General features: G+C 65.8%; 17 protein-coding genes, 1 tRNA gene and 2 pseudogenes. 10 read left to right on the forward strand and 10 right to left on the reverse strand.

Annotation, left to right across the window (positions count from 1 at the left end):
* Window positions 1-11: 11 nt before the first annotated feature.
* The 4 genes and pseudogenes from ACO1BU_RS33885 to ACO1BU_RS33900 form a co-directional block, all read left to right on the forward strand.
* Window positions 12-119, forward strand: a complete 108-nt coding sequence (locus ACO1BU_RS33885) for a transposase domain-containing protein (protein ID WP_424140346.1) — start codon at window positions 12-14, stop codon at window positions 117-119.
* Window positions 120-509, forward strand: a pseudogene (locus ACO1BU_RS33890) (transposase); the annotation flags it as partial.
* An 84-nt stretch (window positions 510-593) separates the two neighbouring features.
* Complete coding sequence (locus ACO1BU_RS33895) at window positions 594-1,802, forward strand: IS256 family transposase (protein ID WP_424140330.1); 1,209 nt, start codon at window positions 594-596, stop codon at window positions 1,800-1,802.
* 56 nt (window positions 1,803-1,858) lie between these two features.
* Window positions 1,859-2,083: pseudogene (locus ACO1BU_RS33900) on the forward strand (integrase core domain-containing protein); the annotation flags it as partial.
* A gap of 189 nt (window positions 2,084-2,272) precedes the next feature.
* Here ACO1BU_RS33900 and ACO1BU_RS33905 read toward each other — a convergent pair.
* The 4 genes from ACO1BU_RS33905 to ACO1BU_RS33920 all read right to left on the reverse strand — a co-directional run bounded on the left by ACO1BU_RS33905 (window position 2,273) and on the right by ACO1BU_RS33920 (window position 3,965).
* On the reverse strand, window positions 2,273-2,656 hold the full coding sequence (locus ACO1BU_RS33905; protein ID WP_424140331.1) for a helix-turn-helix domain-containing protein: 384 nt from the start codon (window positions 2,654-2,656) through the stop codon (window positions 2,273-2,275).
* Entirely contained in the window at window positions 2,653-2,991 is a 339-nt protein-coding gene (locus ACO1BU_RS33910) for a type II toxin-antitoxin system RelE/ParE family toxin (protein WP_424140332.1), read from the reverse strand. The genes ACO1BU_RS33905 and ACO1BU_RS33910 overlap by 4 nt, the downstream gene beginning before the upstream one ends.
* A gap of 289 nt (window positions 2,992-3,280) precedes the next feature.
* A tRNA-Gly gene (locus ACO1BU_RS33915) sits at window positions 3,281-3,355 on the reverse strand.
* Window positions 3,356-3,710: 355 nt separating this feature from the next.
* A complete protein-coding gene (locus ACO1BU_RS33920; protein WP_424140333.1) occupies window positions 3,711-3,965 on the reverse strand; it encodes a hypothetical protein in 255 nt (84 codons plus the stop codon).
* Between the two features lie 172 nt (window positions 3,966-4,137).
* Here ACO1BU_RS33920 and ACO1BU_RS33925 point away from each other — a divergent pair, with 172 nt between their 5' ends.
* Window positions 4,138-4,389 (forward strand): hypothetical protein, encoded by a 252-nt coding sequence (locus ACO1BU_RS33925; protein WP_424140334.1) that lies wholly within the window; start codon window positions 4,138-4,140, stop codon window positions 4,387-4,389.
* A gap of 652 nt (window positions 4,390-5,041) precedes the next feature.
* On the opposite strand, the gene ACO1BU_RS33930 is transcribed toward ACO1BU_RS33925, so the two are convergent.
* The 6 genes from ACO1BU_RS33930 to ACO1BU_RS33955 all read right to left on the reverse strand — a co-directional run bounded on the left by ACO1BU_RS33930 (window position 5,042) and on the right by ACO1BU_RS33955 (window position 7,120).
* The gene (locus ACO1BU_RS33930; protein WP_424140335.1) at window positions 5,042-5,410 is read right to left on the reverse strand and encodes a hypothetical protein; all 369 of its coding nucleotides are present in this window, start codon (window positions 5,408-5,410) and stop codon (window positions 5,042-5,044) included.
* Between the two features lie 82 nt (window positions 5,411-5,492).
* A complete protein-coding gene (locus tag ACO1BU_RS33935) occupies window positions 5,493-5,693 on the reverse strand; it encodes a hypothetical protein (protein WP_424140336.1) in 201 nt (66 codons plus the stop codon).
* Between the two features lie 32 nt (window positions 5,694-5,725).
* The gene (locus ACO1BU_RS33940) at window positions 5,726-5,863 is read right to left on the reverse strand and encodes a hypothetical protein (RefSeq protein ID WP_424140337.1); all 138 of its coding nucleotides are present in this window, start codon (window positions 5,861-5,863) and stop codon (window positions 5,726-5,728) included.
* A gap of 154 nt (window positions 5,864-6,017) precedes the next feature.
* Window positions 6,018-6,335 carry a hypothetical protein gene (locus ACO1BU_RS33945; RefSeq protein WP_424140338.1) on the reverse strand — a complete coding sequence of 106 codons (318 nt, stop codon included), beginning with the start codon at window positions 6,333-6,335 and terminating at the stop codon, window positions 6,018-6,020.
* Window positions 6,332-6,718 carry a hypothetical protein gene (locus ACO1BU_RS33950; RefSeq protein ID WP_424140339.1) on the reverse strand — a complete coding sequence of 129 codons (387 nt, stop codon included), beginning with the start codon at window positions 6,716-6,718 and terminating at the stop codon, window positions 6,332-6,334. Before ACO1BU_RS33950 ends, ACO1BU_RS33945 begins: the two co-directional genes overlap by 4 nt.
* A gap of 9 nt (window positions 6,719-6,727) precedes the next feature.
* Complete coding sequence (locus ACO1BU_RS33955; RefSeq protein ID WP_424140340.1) at window positions 6,728-7,120, reverse strand: hypothetical protein; 393 nt, start codon at window positions 7,118-7,120, stop codon at window positions 6,728-6,730.
* A gap of 99 nt (window positions 7,121-7,219) precedes the next feature.
* On the opposite strand from ACO1BU_RS33955, the gene ACO1BU_RS33960 reads away from it, so the two are divergent.
* From ACO1BU_RS33960 to ACO1BU_RS33980, 5 genes are all read left to right on the forward strand, one after another.
* Entirely contained in the window at window positions 7,220-7,453 is a 234-nt protein-coding gene (locus ACO1BU_RS33960) for a helix-turn-helix domain-containing protein (RefSeq protein WP_424140341.1), read from the forward strand.
* A 77-nt stretch (window positions 7,454-7,530) separates the two neighbouring features.
* The gene (locus ACO1BU_RS33965) at window positions 7,531-9,498 is read left to right on the forward strand and encodes a PAS domain-containing sensor histidine kinase (protein ID WP_424140342.1); all 1,968 of its coding nucleotides are present in this window, start codon (window positions 7,531-7,533) and stop codon (window positions 9,496-9,498) included.
* Window positions 9,495-9,758, forward strand: coding sequence for a hypothetical protein (locus ACO1BU_RS33970; protein WP_424140343.1), 264 nt, complete (start codon window positions 9,495-9,497; stop codon window positions 9,756-9,758). Before ACO1BU_RS33965 ends, ACO1BU_RS33970 begins: the two co-directional genes overlap by 4 nt.
* A 57-nt stretch (window positions 9,759-9,815) precedes the next feature.
* Complete coding sequence (locus ACO1BU_RS33975) at window positions 9,816-10,526, forward strand: hypothetical protein (protein WP_424140344.1); 711 nt, start codon at window positions 9,816-9,818, stop codon at window positions 10,524-10,526.
* Window positions 10,523-10,777, forward strand: coding sequence for a PIN-like domain-containing protein (locus ACO1BU_RS33980; RefSeq protein ID WP_424140345.1), 255 nt, complete (start codon window positions 10,523-10,525; stop codon window positions 10,775-10,777). The genes ACO1BU_RS33975 and ACO1BU_RS33980 overlap by 4 nt, the downstream gene beginning before the upstream one ends.
* Window positions 10,778-10,859: the final 82 nt, after the last annotated feature.

Here is a 10,859-nt window from a genome sequence, read left to right on the forward strand (position 1 = left end):
CAGAAGCCTACATCACCACCGTGCTCGACCGCCTCGCGAGCGGCCACCCCGTCAACCGCATCGACGAGCTGCTGCCCTGGAACTTCAGGCCAAGCCGTCAACCCGCGTCGCAAGGCTGACGCTTACCGACCCGCGGTGGTCAGCCCCGCTACTCCGCCCTGGCGATCGAGACGGCGCTGACCCTTCGGGCGGTGTTCCGTCTGGCACTGCGCCAGACCGAGGGCCTGATCGGCTCCCTCCTCCGGCTGCTCGGCCTGGATCTGGCGGTCCCGGACCATACCACCCTGAGCCGCCGGGCCGGGACGCTGGACGTGCCACGGCCGCACGGCGGGCGAGAGCCCGTGCACCTGCTGGTGGACAGCACCGGCCTGCAGCTGTGCGGACCCGGCGAGTGGCTGGTTGAGAAGCATGGGACACGGAGGCGCCGGTCATGGCGGAAGCTCCATCTCGCGACCGACGCCGACACCGGCCAGGTAGCGTCCACGGAGGTGGTGGAAAATCCGGCCGGTCCGGGGTGTAGGGCTTGGGTGGCCATCGGACCTGGCGGCTAGGATGGAGTTGCGAAGCTCCCACCCCTGGCCGACGAGGACCCGATGACCGAGGACAGACTGCCACTGGCTGACCTGCTGGCGAAAGCAGGAGATGGTGATTTCCAACGCGGTGTCGCCGAGGCGGTGCTGCAGATGCTGATGGAGGCGGACGTGGAGGGGCAGATCGGCGCCGCCCGGCACGAGCGCACCGGCGAGCGGCTGAACTACCGGAACGGCTTTCGCGACCGCACGCTGGATACCCGGCTGGGCTCGCTGCAACTGCGGGTCCCCAAGCTCCGGCAGGGCAGTTACTTCCCGCCCTTCCTGGAGCCCAGAAAGACTTCGGAGAAGGCCCTGGTGGCGGTGATCCAGGAAGCCTGGATCGGCGGCGTCTCGACCCGCCGGGTGGACGAGCTGGTGCAGGCGATGGGGCTGTCCGGCATCTCAAAGTCGACCGTCTCCAAGCTGTGTAAGGACATTGACGAGCGGGTCACGGCGTTCCTCGACCGGCCGCTCTCGGGCGAGTGGCCCTACCTCTGGCTGGATGCCACCTACCTGCGCCAGCGCGAGGGCGGCCGCATCGTCTCCGTTGCCGCCATAATTGCCGTGGCCTGCGATGCCGAGGGGCGCCGCGAGATCGTCGGCCTGCACATCGGGCCATCGGAAGCTGAGACCTTCTGGGCCACTTTCCTCAAGAGCCTGGTCAAGCGCGGTCTGAAAAGCGTGAAGCTCATCGTCTCCGATGCCCATGAGGGGCTGAAGGCGGCGATCGCCCGCGTGCTCGGCGCGACCTGGCAACGCTGCCGCGTCCACTGGATGAGGAACGCCTTGGCCCATGTCGGCAAGGCCCATCAGTCCATGGCCTCTGCCGCGCTGCGCCAGGCCTTTCTCCAGCCCGACCAGGCGAGCGCCCAGCAGACCTGGCGCCATGTCGCCGACCAACTCCGCGAACGCTGGCCAAAGCTAGGCAAGCTGATGGATGAAAGCGAGGACGACGTGCTCGCCTACATGGCGTTCCCGGTACCACACCGGACCAAGCTGCACTCCACAAACCCGTTGGAGCGCCTCAACAAAGAGGTGAAGCGCCGCGCCGACGTGGTCGGCATCTTTCCCTCTGAAGCCTCTATCATCCGCCTCATCGGCGCCGTGCTGCTCGAGGCCAACGACGAATGGCAGATGCAGCACCGCTACATGGGCGTCGAGGCCATGGGCGAGATGCTCAACCCAGCACCCACCAACGAAACCCTGCAACTTCCACCCAGAGCCGCCTGAGCCGTGGCCACCTCAAGCTCATCAGCAATTTCCACCACATTGACGGACGCTATCCCTTCGTGCGGGCACCCGAGGGGAATGGATGCGCCGAGCGCTTCATCCGAACCCTCAAGGAGAACCTTCTCTGGGTGCGGACCTTCGACAGCATCGAGGACCTGCGCCAGGCGCTCCTCGAATTCCGCAAAACCTACAACTCGACATGGCTGATCGAGCGACACGGCTTCAAAACACCAGACGCCGTGCGTCAGGATCAGCTTTCAACCGCGGCCCTCGCCGCGTAGGCTTCACTCAGGTGTCTCAGCAAACGCGGGCGGTACACTCCAGCGCGCGCCGATGGCTCAGTCATGCCCAGCGGGTGAGATACCTTCGAGACATCAACCCATTCTGCGGTATCCCCGCCTGACTGGTCGTAGATGCCCTTCAGGAGCAACAGGGCATTGTCCTGCACGATGGGCATGTGGGGCCCTCTCCTACGCCGTCACCACGCGGCGCGCCCGAGCGGTCCTCTTTGGTGCCTTTGGCTCCGGTGCCAAGTCTCCCAGCCCCTCCAGCTCCACCGGAGGAAGCCCCGGCATCTGCACGTTGAGCGTTACGCGCCCGCCCAGGGCCTCGACATAGCCCCGGAGGGTGGAGAGGAGCATGTCGCCGCGCTGCTCGATGCGGGCTACATTCTCCTGCTTGATGCCGAGCTGCCGCGCCACCGCAGTCTGCGTCTTACCCATGGCCTTCCGCACGTCGCGCAGCGCCATGTGCTGGGCGATCAGCACGGCCGCTCGCTCCTCTACCTCGCGCTGGTCCTCCGGGGGCATCCGGGAGATCATCTCGTCCAGGGACACGCCCTTGGCCTTGTTCATTCCCATGTCCTCCACCGCTGTTCCGCCTTGGCGATCAGCGTCCGATAGAACCGCGCCTCCGACACGCCGGCCTTATCTCCGGCCGCCAGCAGGACTGCGATCCGCTGGCCGTCGAAGGCGAAAGCGACGCGCCACACCCCTCCATCGGCCGCAAACCGCAGTTCCTTTAGGTTGGCGACCTTGCTGCCCTTGAGGGTGTCCACGGTGGGACGCCCGAGGGTAGGGCCGCCGGCTTCCAGAAGCCGCAGCGTCGCAGCCATGGCGATCTGCACCTCCCGCGAGAGGGCCGCGAAATCCTCGGCCATCTCGGGGTGGAAGGTTACCTGCCAGGGCATAGGCGCAATATGCGTTGTGGGGCATATGCGTTCAAGAGCATTAACGCGGAGAGGCAAGAGGCTTCTTGCCCGCCCATCGGCGAAATACGTGATCGGTAGCCCTAAGAAAGCGCTGGCACATCCTGGAGGATGAGAACCCTAGCCGATCCTCCACCCACCTCATCCGCAGATTCCCGCGGAGTCCCAAATCCGTCGTGACGCCAGGATCTCGGCATGAACGCCGCCCTCCGCACCATCATGCGCGCGACCTGGATCCGGTGGGCGGTGGAAGAGCCCGTCGCCCGGGGATTGGAGCGGGCGGAGGGGTTCGAACCCCCGGCCCCGACCTGGGAAAGGTCGTGCTCTACCGCTGAGCTACACCCGCGTGTCAACCGGCGTAGCTGGCCGTTCCGGCGCCTTCAATTACCCTGTAGTCGTACCACTTTCGCGCCACTCGAAGCGCCATAGTTGACTGGAACGTCCCAGCCGCCAGCACCGCCGCCAATGGCAGAAGCCAGAGCGAAACGCCCCCCGAACGCAAAAGCCGCTCGACGGGTCGGGATGACCGATCCGCCGAGCGGCTAAGTGACAAAGCCCGGGGCTTTGCCCAGGCGCCTAGAGGGTGCCCCCTCCGGGTCTCTACTGATCGAAGGCGCTGATGCGAGACTCTGGAACGCCTCAGCGGATCGAGCCTACACATGGCGTGCCAGCCGGTGCCAGGATTATATGAGGCTCCCGCGCTAGCTCACTCGCGCTTCGAGCTTGGTGATCTCGGCATCGCACAGCGCCGCCAGACGGGCTCGGACCGCGATCGTCTCGATAGCATCGCCCTCGAACGGCGCCTCGGCGAGGACTTTCCCCAGCTGCGAACGCAGGATCTTGAGGGTTTCAGCCTGCCCTTCAACGGCCGCTCTTTGCCGGAGGACCGTCTGGAGCGCAGTGGCAAGCGCTTGCTCCAAGCGGTCACGGCTAGGGAGGTCAAACTGATCGGGCATGTACGGCTTGCTCTCCTGGCGCAGGTTCCGGCCCCAAACGCCGTGACACGGCCAGAGTTCTCCCTCTGCGGCATTCACCTGTCTGACTCGTAACCTGGAGTTGTAGCGGGCGTTGTGATCAGCATTGAGGGGCTTGCTCTTAGGAATATCGGCGTGCGGCGGAGGAGGTTTGATGAACGCGACGGACCGGCACTTCGCAAAGCCAAGGTCGCCTATGACGGACAGCTCCCTTGAGCGGGTCATAGAGGACTTGGCCAGCTATGCCCGAACCCAGCATCTCGCCGAAGCTGATGAACTGCTTACAGAGGTACTGGCCTCCCTTTTCGCGCCCAAGACACCCCCTTCGGACGAAGAGCGCATCGCCTCCGAGAGCCGTGCCATCCGGGCCATTTGGGACCTGTGGCCGCGGACTGGGCCGGAATAGCCGCGCATAGGGCACGCTCCAGCCGGGTGATCTCGGCATCGCACAGCGCGGCCAGACGCACTCGGAACGCGATCGCCGCCAGAGCATCTTCTGAGATCGGCGCTTCCGTGAGGACTTTCTCCAACTGCGAACGTAGACCCTTCAACAATTCAACCCGGTCCTGACCGGTTGCTCTTCGTGCGAGCACCGCGTCGAGTGCTCCCACGAGAGCGTGCTCCAGACCGTCACCGGCCGGGGGATCCGACTGAGCTGCCATTGTGTGTCCCTGGGCGCATATCGCTCCGCAGAACGATGATACACGGAAATGTTCCCCGTCCGCAGCAACAGCGCGTGTTGATGCGACGCACTAACGTGTGATGGTTAGGTTCATATCAACGCCGCAACCTAACGTTGTGGAATCCGAGGACGGGGTGGCTGATCAGCACTTTGCAGACACGGGCGCTCCTTCAGCAGAGAATGCCCTGGAACGGGCCATAGAAGGCTTGGCCAACTATGCCCGAGTCCAGCACCTGACAGAGCTTGACGAGCTACTCACCGAGGTAATGGCCGCCCTCTTCGCGCCGTCATCGGACGAATAAGGAAATGCAGCAAGCCCGGTGGGCGAGGGTGGGGCTCATGCCCCAGCCCCTTTGCGGCCAAGATAGCGCGCCGGTCACGTCACCACCGCCTCGGCCATGGCTTTGGCCTCGTCCTGGCCGCACTCCGCCCCGAAGCCGATCAGGGCATCGCGAAGAGGCATTCCGGCTGCCGCGCGCTCGAAGCATCGCACGAAGGGCCCGTGCATGTGCTCGGGCAAGCTGCGATAGAGGCGGATCAGTTGCACCTCGTTTGGATCGGTGATGATCTCGCCGCCGACAATGACCGGACCGGAAGGAAGGGCCACGCCGGCATTCGGCAGCACCAACACGGCCACGGCGCCCAGGAAGGCGCGGCGGGGCGGCTTCACGGGAGGCTTTTTGGGAGAGGTCTGGGGCAGGGTCGTGGGCGCCTGGGGCAGCGCGCGGAACGGGCGGGCGCTCACTTTCCACCTCCCGCCCGCGAGGGCGCCGGCTTCTTCGGGAGGGGCCACACGTAGGGCGCGGGCCAGCTGAAGGGACGCCGGATCATCCGCGCGCCCTCCCGAAAATGTCGTACCGGAGATTGGCCGGAATCGGGTCTCCATTCCGGCGGTAGGCCTCGCGCATTTCGCGATGGCTGGGGCGGACGACCTGCACCGGGCGCGCCCAGTCGGGAACCAGCGTCACCGGCTGCTGGCTGGCCTCCTCCGGCTCGGCCTCGCCCTCCACGTCGGGCTCGATGTCCATCTGCGGCGCGTCGGCCGCGTCGAGGAAGGAAATCAGAAGTCCGCGGCGTCGAGCAGGCCGCAGGCCTTCCGCTCAATCGCCACACGCAGGTCTGGTGTCATCACCAGGGCGGCGAAGCCGGTTTCTCTTCTTCTAGTGCTGCCTGCGGTGGTATCGGTGGCGGTAGCCATCGGCTTTCCTTGCGTGGTGCTCGGGTTGATGGTCTGGCCGGGCTGCAGGGTGTCCACCCCTGCGGCTCGGCCGCTCTTTAAGCCGGCAAATTTGCCGACTTTGCCCGGAGTTCTCCCCCAATCAGAGGGATTGCCCGCCGGGCGCGGGATCGGATCAGGGCGCCAGCGCGCCGCGCCGGATCGCCTGGAAGGCGGCCTCGGCCTGATCGAATGGGATTGAGGAAGGGGCGGCCTCGCGGATCCGCTCCAGGCTCACGCGGCGTTGGCGGTGCCAGTAGTCGCCCCGCATCAGGGCGACCCAGCCGCCCAGGTTCTTCGCGGCCAGCAGGGCGGCAATCTGCCCCACCTCGGCCGCATCCGGCTCACACTGGCGCCCCAGCAGGACGTGGCGGCCATCACTGCCCAGAAGGATGAATGTCTCCCCCTGGGCCGCTGATCTTCTGGCGTGGCGCTCCATGGTGCGGGCGGTCACCGGCTAGCGCTCCGCAGCGCGGCCAGCACCATCCCGCCGAGACGGGTATCCGCCGCCGCCTGCCGGATGGCGCCCGCGTCCCCTTCCCCTCGCGCTGCCGCCTCATCCCGCAGCAGCCCAGCCACGGCGGCCTCCAGGTCCGCATCCAGCCAGCGCATGGCCTCGGTGGACAGGCGCAGGGTGCAGGGCTGCGCGTCAGCAAAGGCGGGCTCCTCCTCTTCGATCTGGTCCAGGAGGTCGCGCACGGCGGCTGCCTCGGTGACGCCGCGACCAATCGGCTCGGAAGGCTCACCGCCGTAGCCGTGCAGCGTCGCGCTCCAGTCGAAGCAGCGCACGGACACGGGCGGGTTCACGAAGCTGGTGAGGATGGCGGGGGAGAGCATCTGGCCGCCTCAGTTCGCCAGGGAGGCCAGGGCAGCGCGGGCGGCGGCCTCGCGGCGCTCGGCGCGGATCAGCTCGGCACGGGCCTTGTTCATGCCCCGCATGGCAGCGGCCTGTGCGGCTCGGCGCTCAGCGGCCGGACGCTTGTTCGCCATGCCGATGCGGCGGCACGCGGCGACGAAGAGACTGCGGCAGACGAGCAGGTTGGACATGGCGCCCACCAGTTCCCGCTCCGCCTTGGCCGCGATCTCGGCGAGGGTCGGCGCGGCGCCGGGCTCGATCAGCAGGGGCAGGCCGCGCATGGAGGCGACGGACCGCAGAACCTCGTCGCTGATCCGGCCGTCGGTGAACAGCTCGGCCTGCGTGAAGACGGCGGGGTTGATGCGGGGGTGGAGGGCAAGCATGGTTGCTGGAACCTCTTTTCTGCGATAACCAACCAACATTGCGATGATATCGCAGCCAATATTGCGATGGCCGACCATGTTTTTGCGATAGGAATGCAAATGATCTCAGGCGCCCAGGTTCGGGGGGCACGCGCCATGCTCAAGCTGACGGTGGCGGAGTTGGCAGAGCGGTCGTCCGTGGCGCCGAACACAGTGGTTCGCGTGGAGGCCGGAAAGTCGGTCAATACAGGCACGCTGGCTGCGCTCCAGCAGGCCCTGGAGGCTGCTGGTGTGATCTTTGTCCCCGAGAACGGGGAAGGAGCGGGGGTGCGGATGCGGAAACAGGTCGGCTAAGCGCGCTGAGCGAGCGTTACCTAGCGATGACCGAGCGGCAGGTAGAACAAGCCTCATGGCCCGCTGGTACGGGCGAGATGGCCGAGCGCATCCGGACCTTCGACTGGTCTGCGACGGCACTTGGAACGATCGAGACCTGGTCGAGCCGGCTCAAGTTGATGGTTGAATTCGTACTGACGAGCCCGACCGTCTCCTGTCTCGTCTGTGGACCCGACCGGACGTTGATCTACAACGATGCTGCCGCCCGGATGTATGGCGGCCGGCACCCGGCCGCGCTTGGGCGACGTCTACCGGACACCTTCCCGGAAGGCTGGAGCACGGCCGGCCCTCTCTACGCTCGGGCATTCGGGGGTGATGTCGTGCAGGTCACCGCTCAGCCGCTGGACACGCGCGTCGATAAGCTCGGCGCTGACGTATTTGATGCCACACTCACGCCCGTTCGGGACGACGCTGGCCAGATCGTATGCGTCCACATGGTTGGGCGCGAGGTTAGGCCCCGTGTCCGGGCCCAAGAGGGGCTTAGGCGGAAAAATGCCGTGCTTGAAGCCATTAACCGCATCTTCCGTGAGGCATTGACCGCCCGCCCGGAGGAGGAACTCGGCCGGGTCTGCCTCGCCGTCGCCGAGGAGGTTACCGAGAGCGCCTTCAGCTTCATGGGTGAGATCAACTTCAGAACGGGCCGGCTTGATGACCTCTCCGTCAGTGAGCGTGGTTGGAAGGCGTTCACCATGGACGATCCCGCCTTCCCTCTGGGGAAGGCGCCGACGGGCTTCAGGATCCACGGCATCTATGGGCGGGTGCTGCTCGACGGGAAGAGCCTTATCGCCAATGATCCTGCATCGCACCCAGACCGGATTGGCACGCCCAAGGGACACCCGACGCTGAGGTCATTCCTGGGTGTGCCGCTGGTCCATGCGGATCAAACGATCGGCATGCTCGGGCTGGGCAACCGTGAGGGCGGCTACCGGCCCGAGGACCTGGAAGCGGCTGAAGCACTTGCCCCCGCCATACTGCAGGCATTTCTGAGTAAGCGGATGAGAGACAAGCTGCGCGAGAGTGAGGAGCGGTTTCGGCAGTTTGGCAAAGCGTCATCGGACCTACTCTGGATCAGGAATGCAGAGACGCTCCGGTTCGAGTATCTCAGCCCGGCGTTCGAGACGATCTATGGCGAAAGCCTCGAACGCGTGCTGAGCGGCAACAATGTCAAGCAGTGGGCCGAGCTGATGCACCCGGAGGACCGCAGGGTCGCTCTGGACAACTTCCGCCGCGTACGACGCGGAGAGCGTATCACCCATGAGTTCAGGATCATGCGCCCCTCGGATGGGCATGTGCGGTGGGCGCGCAGCACCGTCTTCCCACTCCTTGATGAGGCGGGAAGAATAGAGAAGGTCGGAGGCGTCGCGCGGGACGTGACCGAAGAGAAACGGGCTTCTGAGCGGCAGGAGCTGTTGGTCGCCGAACTGCAGCACCGGACGCGCAACCTGCTTGCAGTGGTCCGCAACATCGCCCACCGAAGCCTCGGCCCCTCGTCGGAGCGCCAGGCCTTCGATGCCCGCCTGTCCTCGCTTGGCCGGGTGCAAGGCTTCCTCTCCCGCTCCAACACTTGGTCCGTGCCGCTGGCCGAACTTGTGAGGGTGGAACTGGCCGCCGTGGGGGATGGGACGTCAACTCGGGCGGCGGTATCGGGACCTCCTGTCGAGATCCCCGGCGACAAGGTGCAGACGGTGGCGCTGGCCCTTCATGAGCTCGCGACCAACGCCGCGAAATACGGTGCGCTGGGGCAGCCGGGGGGACGCTTGGCCGTGACCTGGCGGCTGGAGCAGGGCGAGGACGGTCCGGGGCGGCTGATCCTGGAATGGCGGGAGAGCGGGGTGGAGATGCCGGCGGAGCCGGCTGAACGGCGTGGCTTCGGAACCATCCTCCTAGAGGAGGCCCTGCCTTACCAGCTGCAAGCCGAGGTCCGGCGGGAGTTCACGCCCAACGGCGTGCACTGCACCATCATCCTGCCGGTTGGGGCACTCCAGCGCGGAGGGGAGGAGATTTGAGCGAGGTCGAGAACTGGACCCAGCCGACCCCCGGCACCTGGAAGAAGAGACAGCCCGGCCGCGGCGGCGAGCTGGAGCTGATTCTACGGGTCTGGGAGGATCCAACCTCCCCCATGGTGACGTGGACCTGGGAGGTCGCCGAAGTATCCGAGGATGACGGCGCGGAGATGGAGGTGGACGTGGGCGGCGCCGAGAGCCGGGAAGCGGCCATGGAGGCTGCCAGCGCGCGAGCGGCGGCCTACCTGGAAACCGGGGAGTGAGATGGGGCACACATGCTGGAACTGACCCAACCGGCTCGTTAGGGTACCGCGAATCCCATGGCCAACCTTGACCCAGATTCGGTGCCGGCAGTGCCACTCGGTGTGGGCTACTACACCGCGCCTGAGGTCGGCCGTTTGCTGCGCATGTCGGCGCGCAACATCAACCGCTGGCTGGGCGGGTATGAGTTCACCAAGCGTGGGCGGACGGTGGGAATGCCTCCCCTTTGGACGCCGCAGTTACCCCGATCAGAGAAGCACCTCGAGCTTGGCTTTCGCGATCTGATCGAGCTGCGTTTCGTGAAGGCGTTTCTGGATGCCGGGGTAGGGCTGCTCACCATCCGCCGGTGCATCGAGTTCGCGCGAGAATGCGTGCATGACGACCGCCCGTTCTCGACACGCCAGTTCAGGACTGATGGCCGTACCATCTTCCTCGACAGCATGTCCGCTTCCGATACGGGCGAGCTGCTAGATCTGCGAAAGCGGCAGTATGTCATCAAGCAGGTCATAGAGCGGACCTTCCGGGACTTGGACATTGAGGACGATGCCGTTGCCCGATGGCGCCCCCTGAATGGGAAGGCGTCCATCGTGATCGACCCGACTAGGTCGTTTGGTCAGCCTGTTGCTGCTCGCTATGGCGTGCCGACGATTGTCTTGGCTGATGCAGTGGGCGCCGAGGGAACTGTGGAGCGAGCAGCGCGCCTCTACGATGTTCCTGTCGGGGTGGTCCGGGACGCTGTCGCGTTCGAGCAGACCCTACACGCGGCGTGAAGGTCTTCTTCGACCATAACCTTTCCCCGGCACTTGCCCGAGCCTTCCGCGAGCTCTTCAAGCCAGAGCACGAGGTGGTGGCGCTTCGTGAGAGGTTCCCGGTCGATATCAGTGATGTTGAGTGGAGCACGGCGCTAAGTCGTGAAGGACAGTGGGTGGTCATTTCGGGTGATCGCCGCATCACCCGAAATCGCGCTGAGTACAGCTGCTGCGCGGCAATCAGGATGAGAACGGCCCGGCGATCAGGATGAGAATCGCCGCCGTGGTCCCGTAGGTCGGGCGTAGCCCGGCCGGGGGGACCACGGCGGTGAGGCGCGATCCTGACAAGGGTCT

Origin of the sequence: Roseomonas chloroacetimidivorans (assembly GCF_049629625.1) — a bacterium.
GTDB classification, from domain to species: domain Bacteria; phylum Pseudomonadota; class Alphaproteobacteria; order Acetobacterales; family Acetobacteraceae; genus Roseomonas; species Roseomonas chloroacetimidivorans.

Bases quoted from the DNA above. Each gene is read 5' to 3' on its own strand.
- ACO1BU_RS33895 (WP_424140330.1), top strand. From the start codon at position 594: ATGACCGAGGACAGACTGCCACTGGCTGACCTGCTGGCGAAAGCAGGA.
- ACO1BU_RS33905 (WP_424140331.1), bottom strand. From the start codon at position 2,656: ATGAACAAGGCCAAGGGCGTGTCCCTGGACGAGATGATCTCCCGGATG.
- ACO1BU_RS33910 (WP_424140332.1), bottom strand. From the start codon at position 2,991: ATGCCCTGGCAGGTAACCTTCCACCCCGAGATGGCCGAGGATTTCGCG.
- ACO1BU_RS33920 (WP_424140333.1), bottom strand. From the start codon at position 3,965: ATGCCCGATCAGTTTGACCTCCCTAGCCGTGACCGCTTGGAGCAAGCG.
- ACO1BU_RS33925 (WP_424140334.1), top strand. From the start codon at position 4,138: ATGAACGCGACGGACCGGCACTTCGCAAAGCCAAGGTCGCCTATGACG.
- ACO1BU_RS33935 (WP_424140336.1), bottom strand. From the start codon at position 5,693: ATGGACATCGAGCCCGACGTGGAGGGCGAGGCCGAGCCGGAGGAGGCC.
- ACO1BU_RS33940 (WP_424140337.1), bottom strand. From the start codon at position 5,863: ATGGCTACCGCCACCGATACCACCGCAGGCAGCACTAGAAGAAGAGAA.
- ACO1BU_RS33950 (WP_424140339.1), bottom strand. From the start codon at position 6,718: ATGCTCTCCCCCGCCATCCTCACCAGCTTCGTGAACCCGCCCGTGTCC.
- ACO1BU_RS33955 (WP_424140340.1), bottom strand. From the start codon at position 7,120: ATGCTTGCCCTCCACCCCCGCATCAACCCCGCCGTCTTCACGCAGGCC.
- ACO1BU_RS33960 (WP_424140341.1), top strand. From the start codon at position 7,220: ATGATCTCAGGCGCCCAGGTTCGGGGGGCACGCGCCATGCTCAAGCTG.
- ACO1BU_RS33965 (WP_424140342.1), top strand. From the start codon at position 7,531: ATGGCCGAGCGCATCCGGACCTTCGACTGGTCTGCGACGGCACTTGGA.
- ACO1BU_RS33975 (WP_424140344.1), top strand. From the start codon at position 9,816: ATGGCCAACCTTGACCCAGATTCGGTGCCGGCAGTGCCACTCGGTGTG.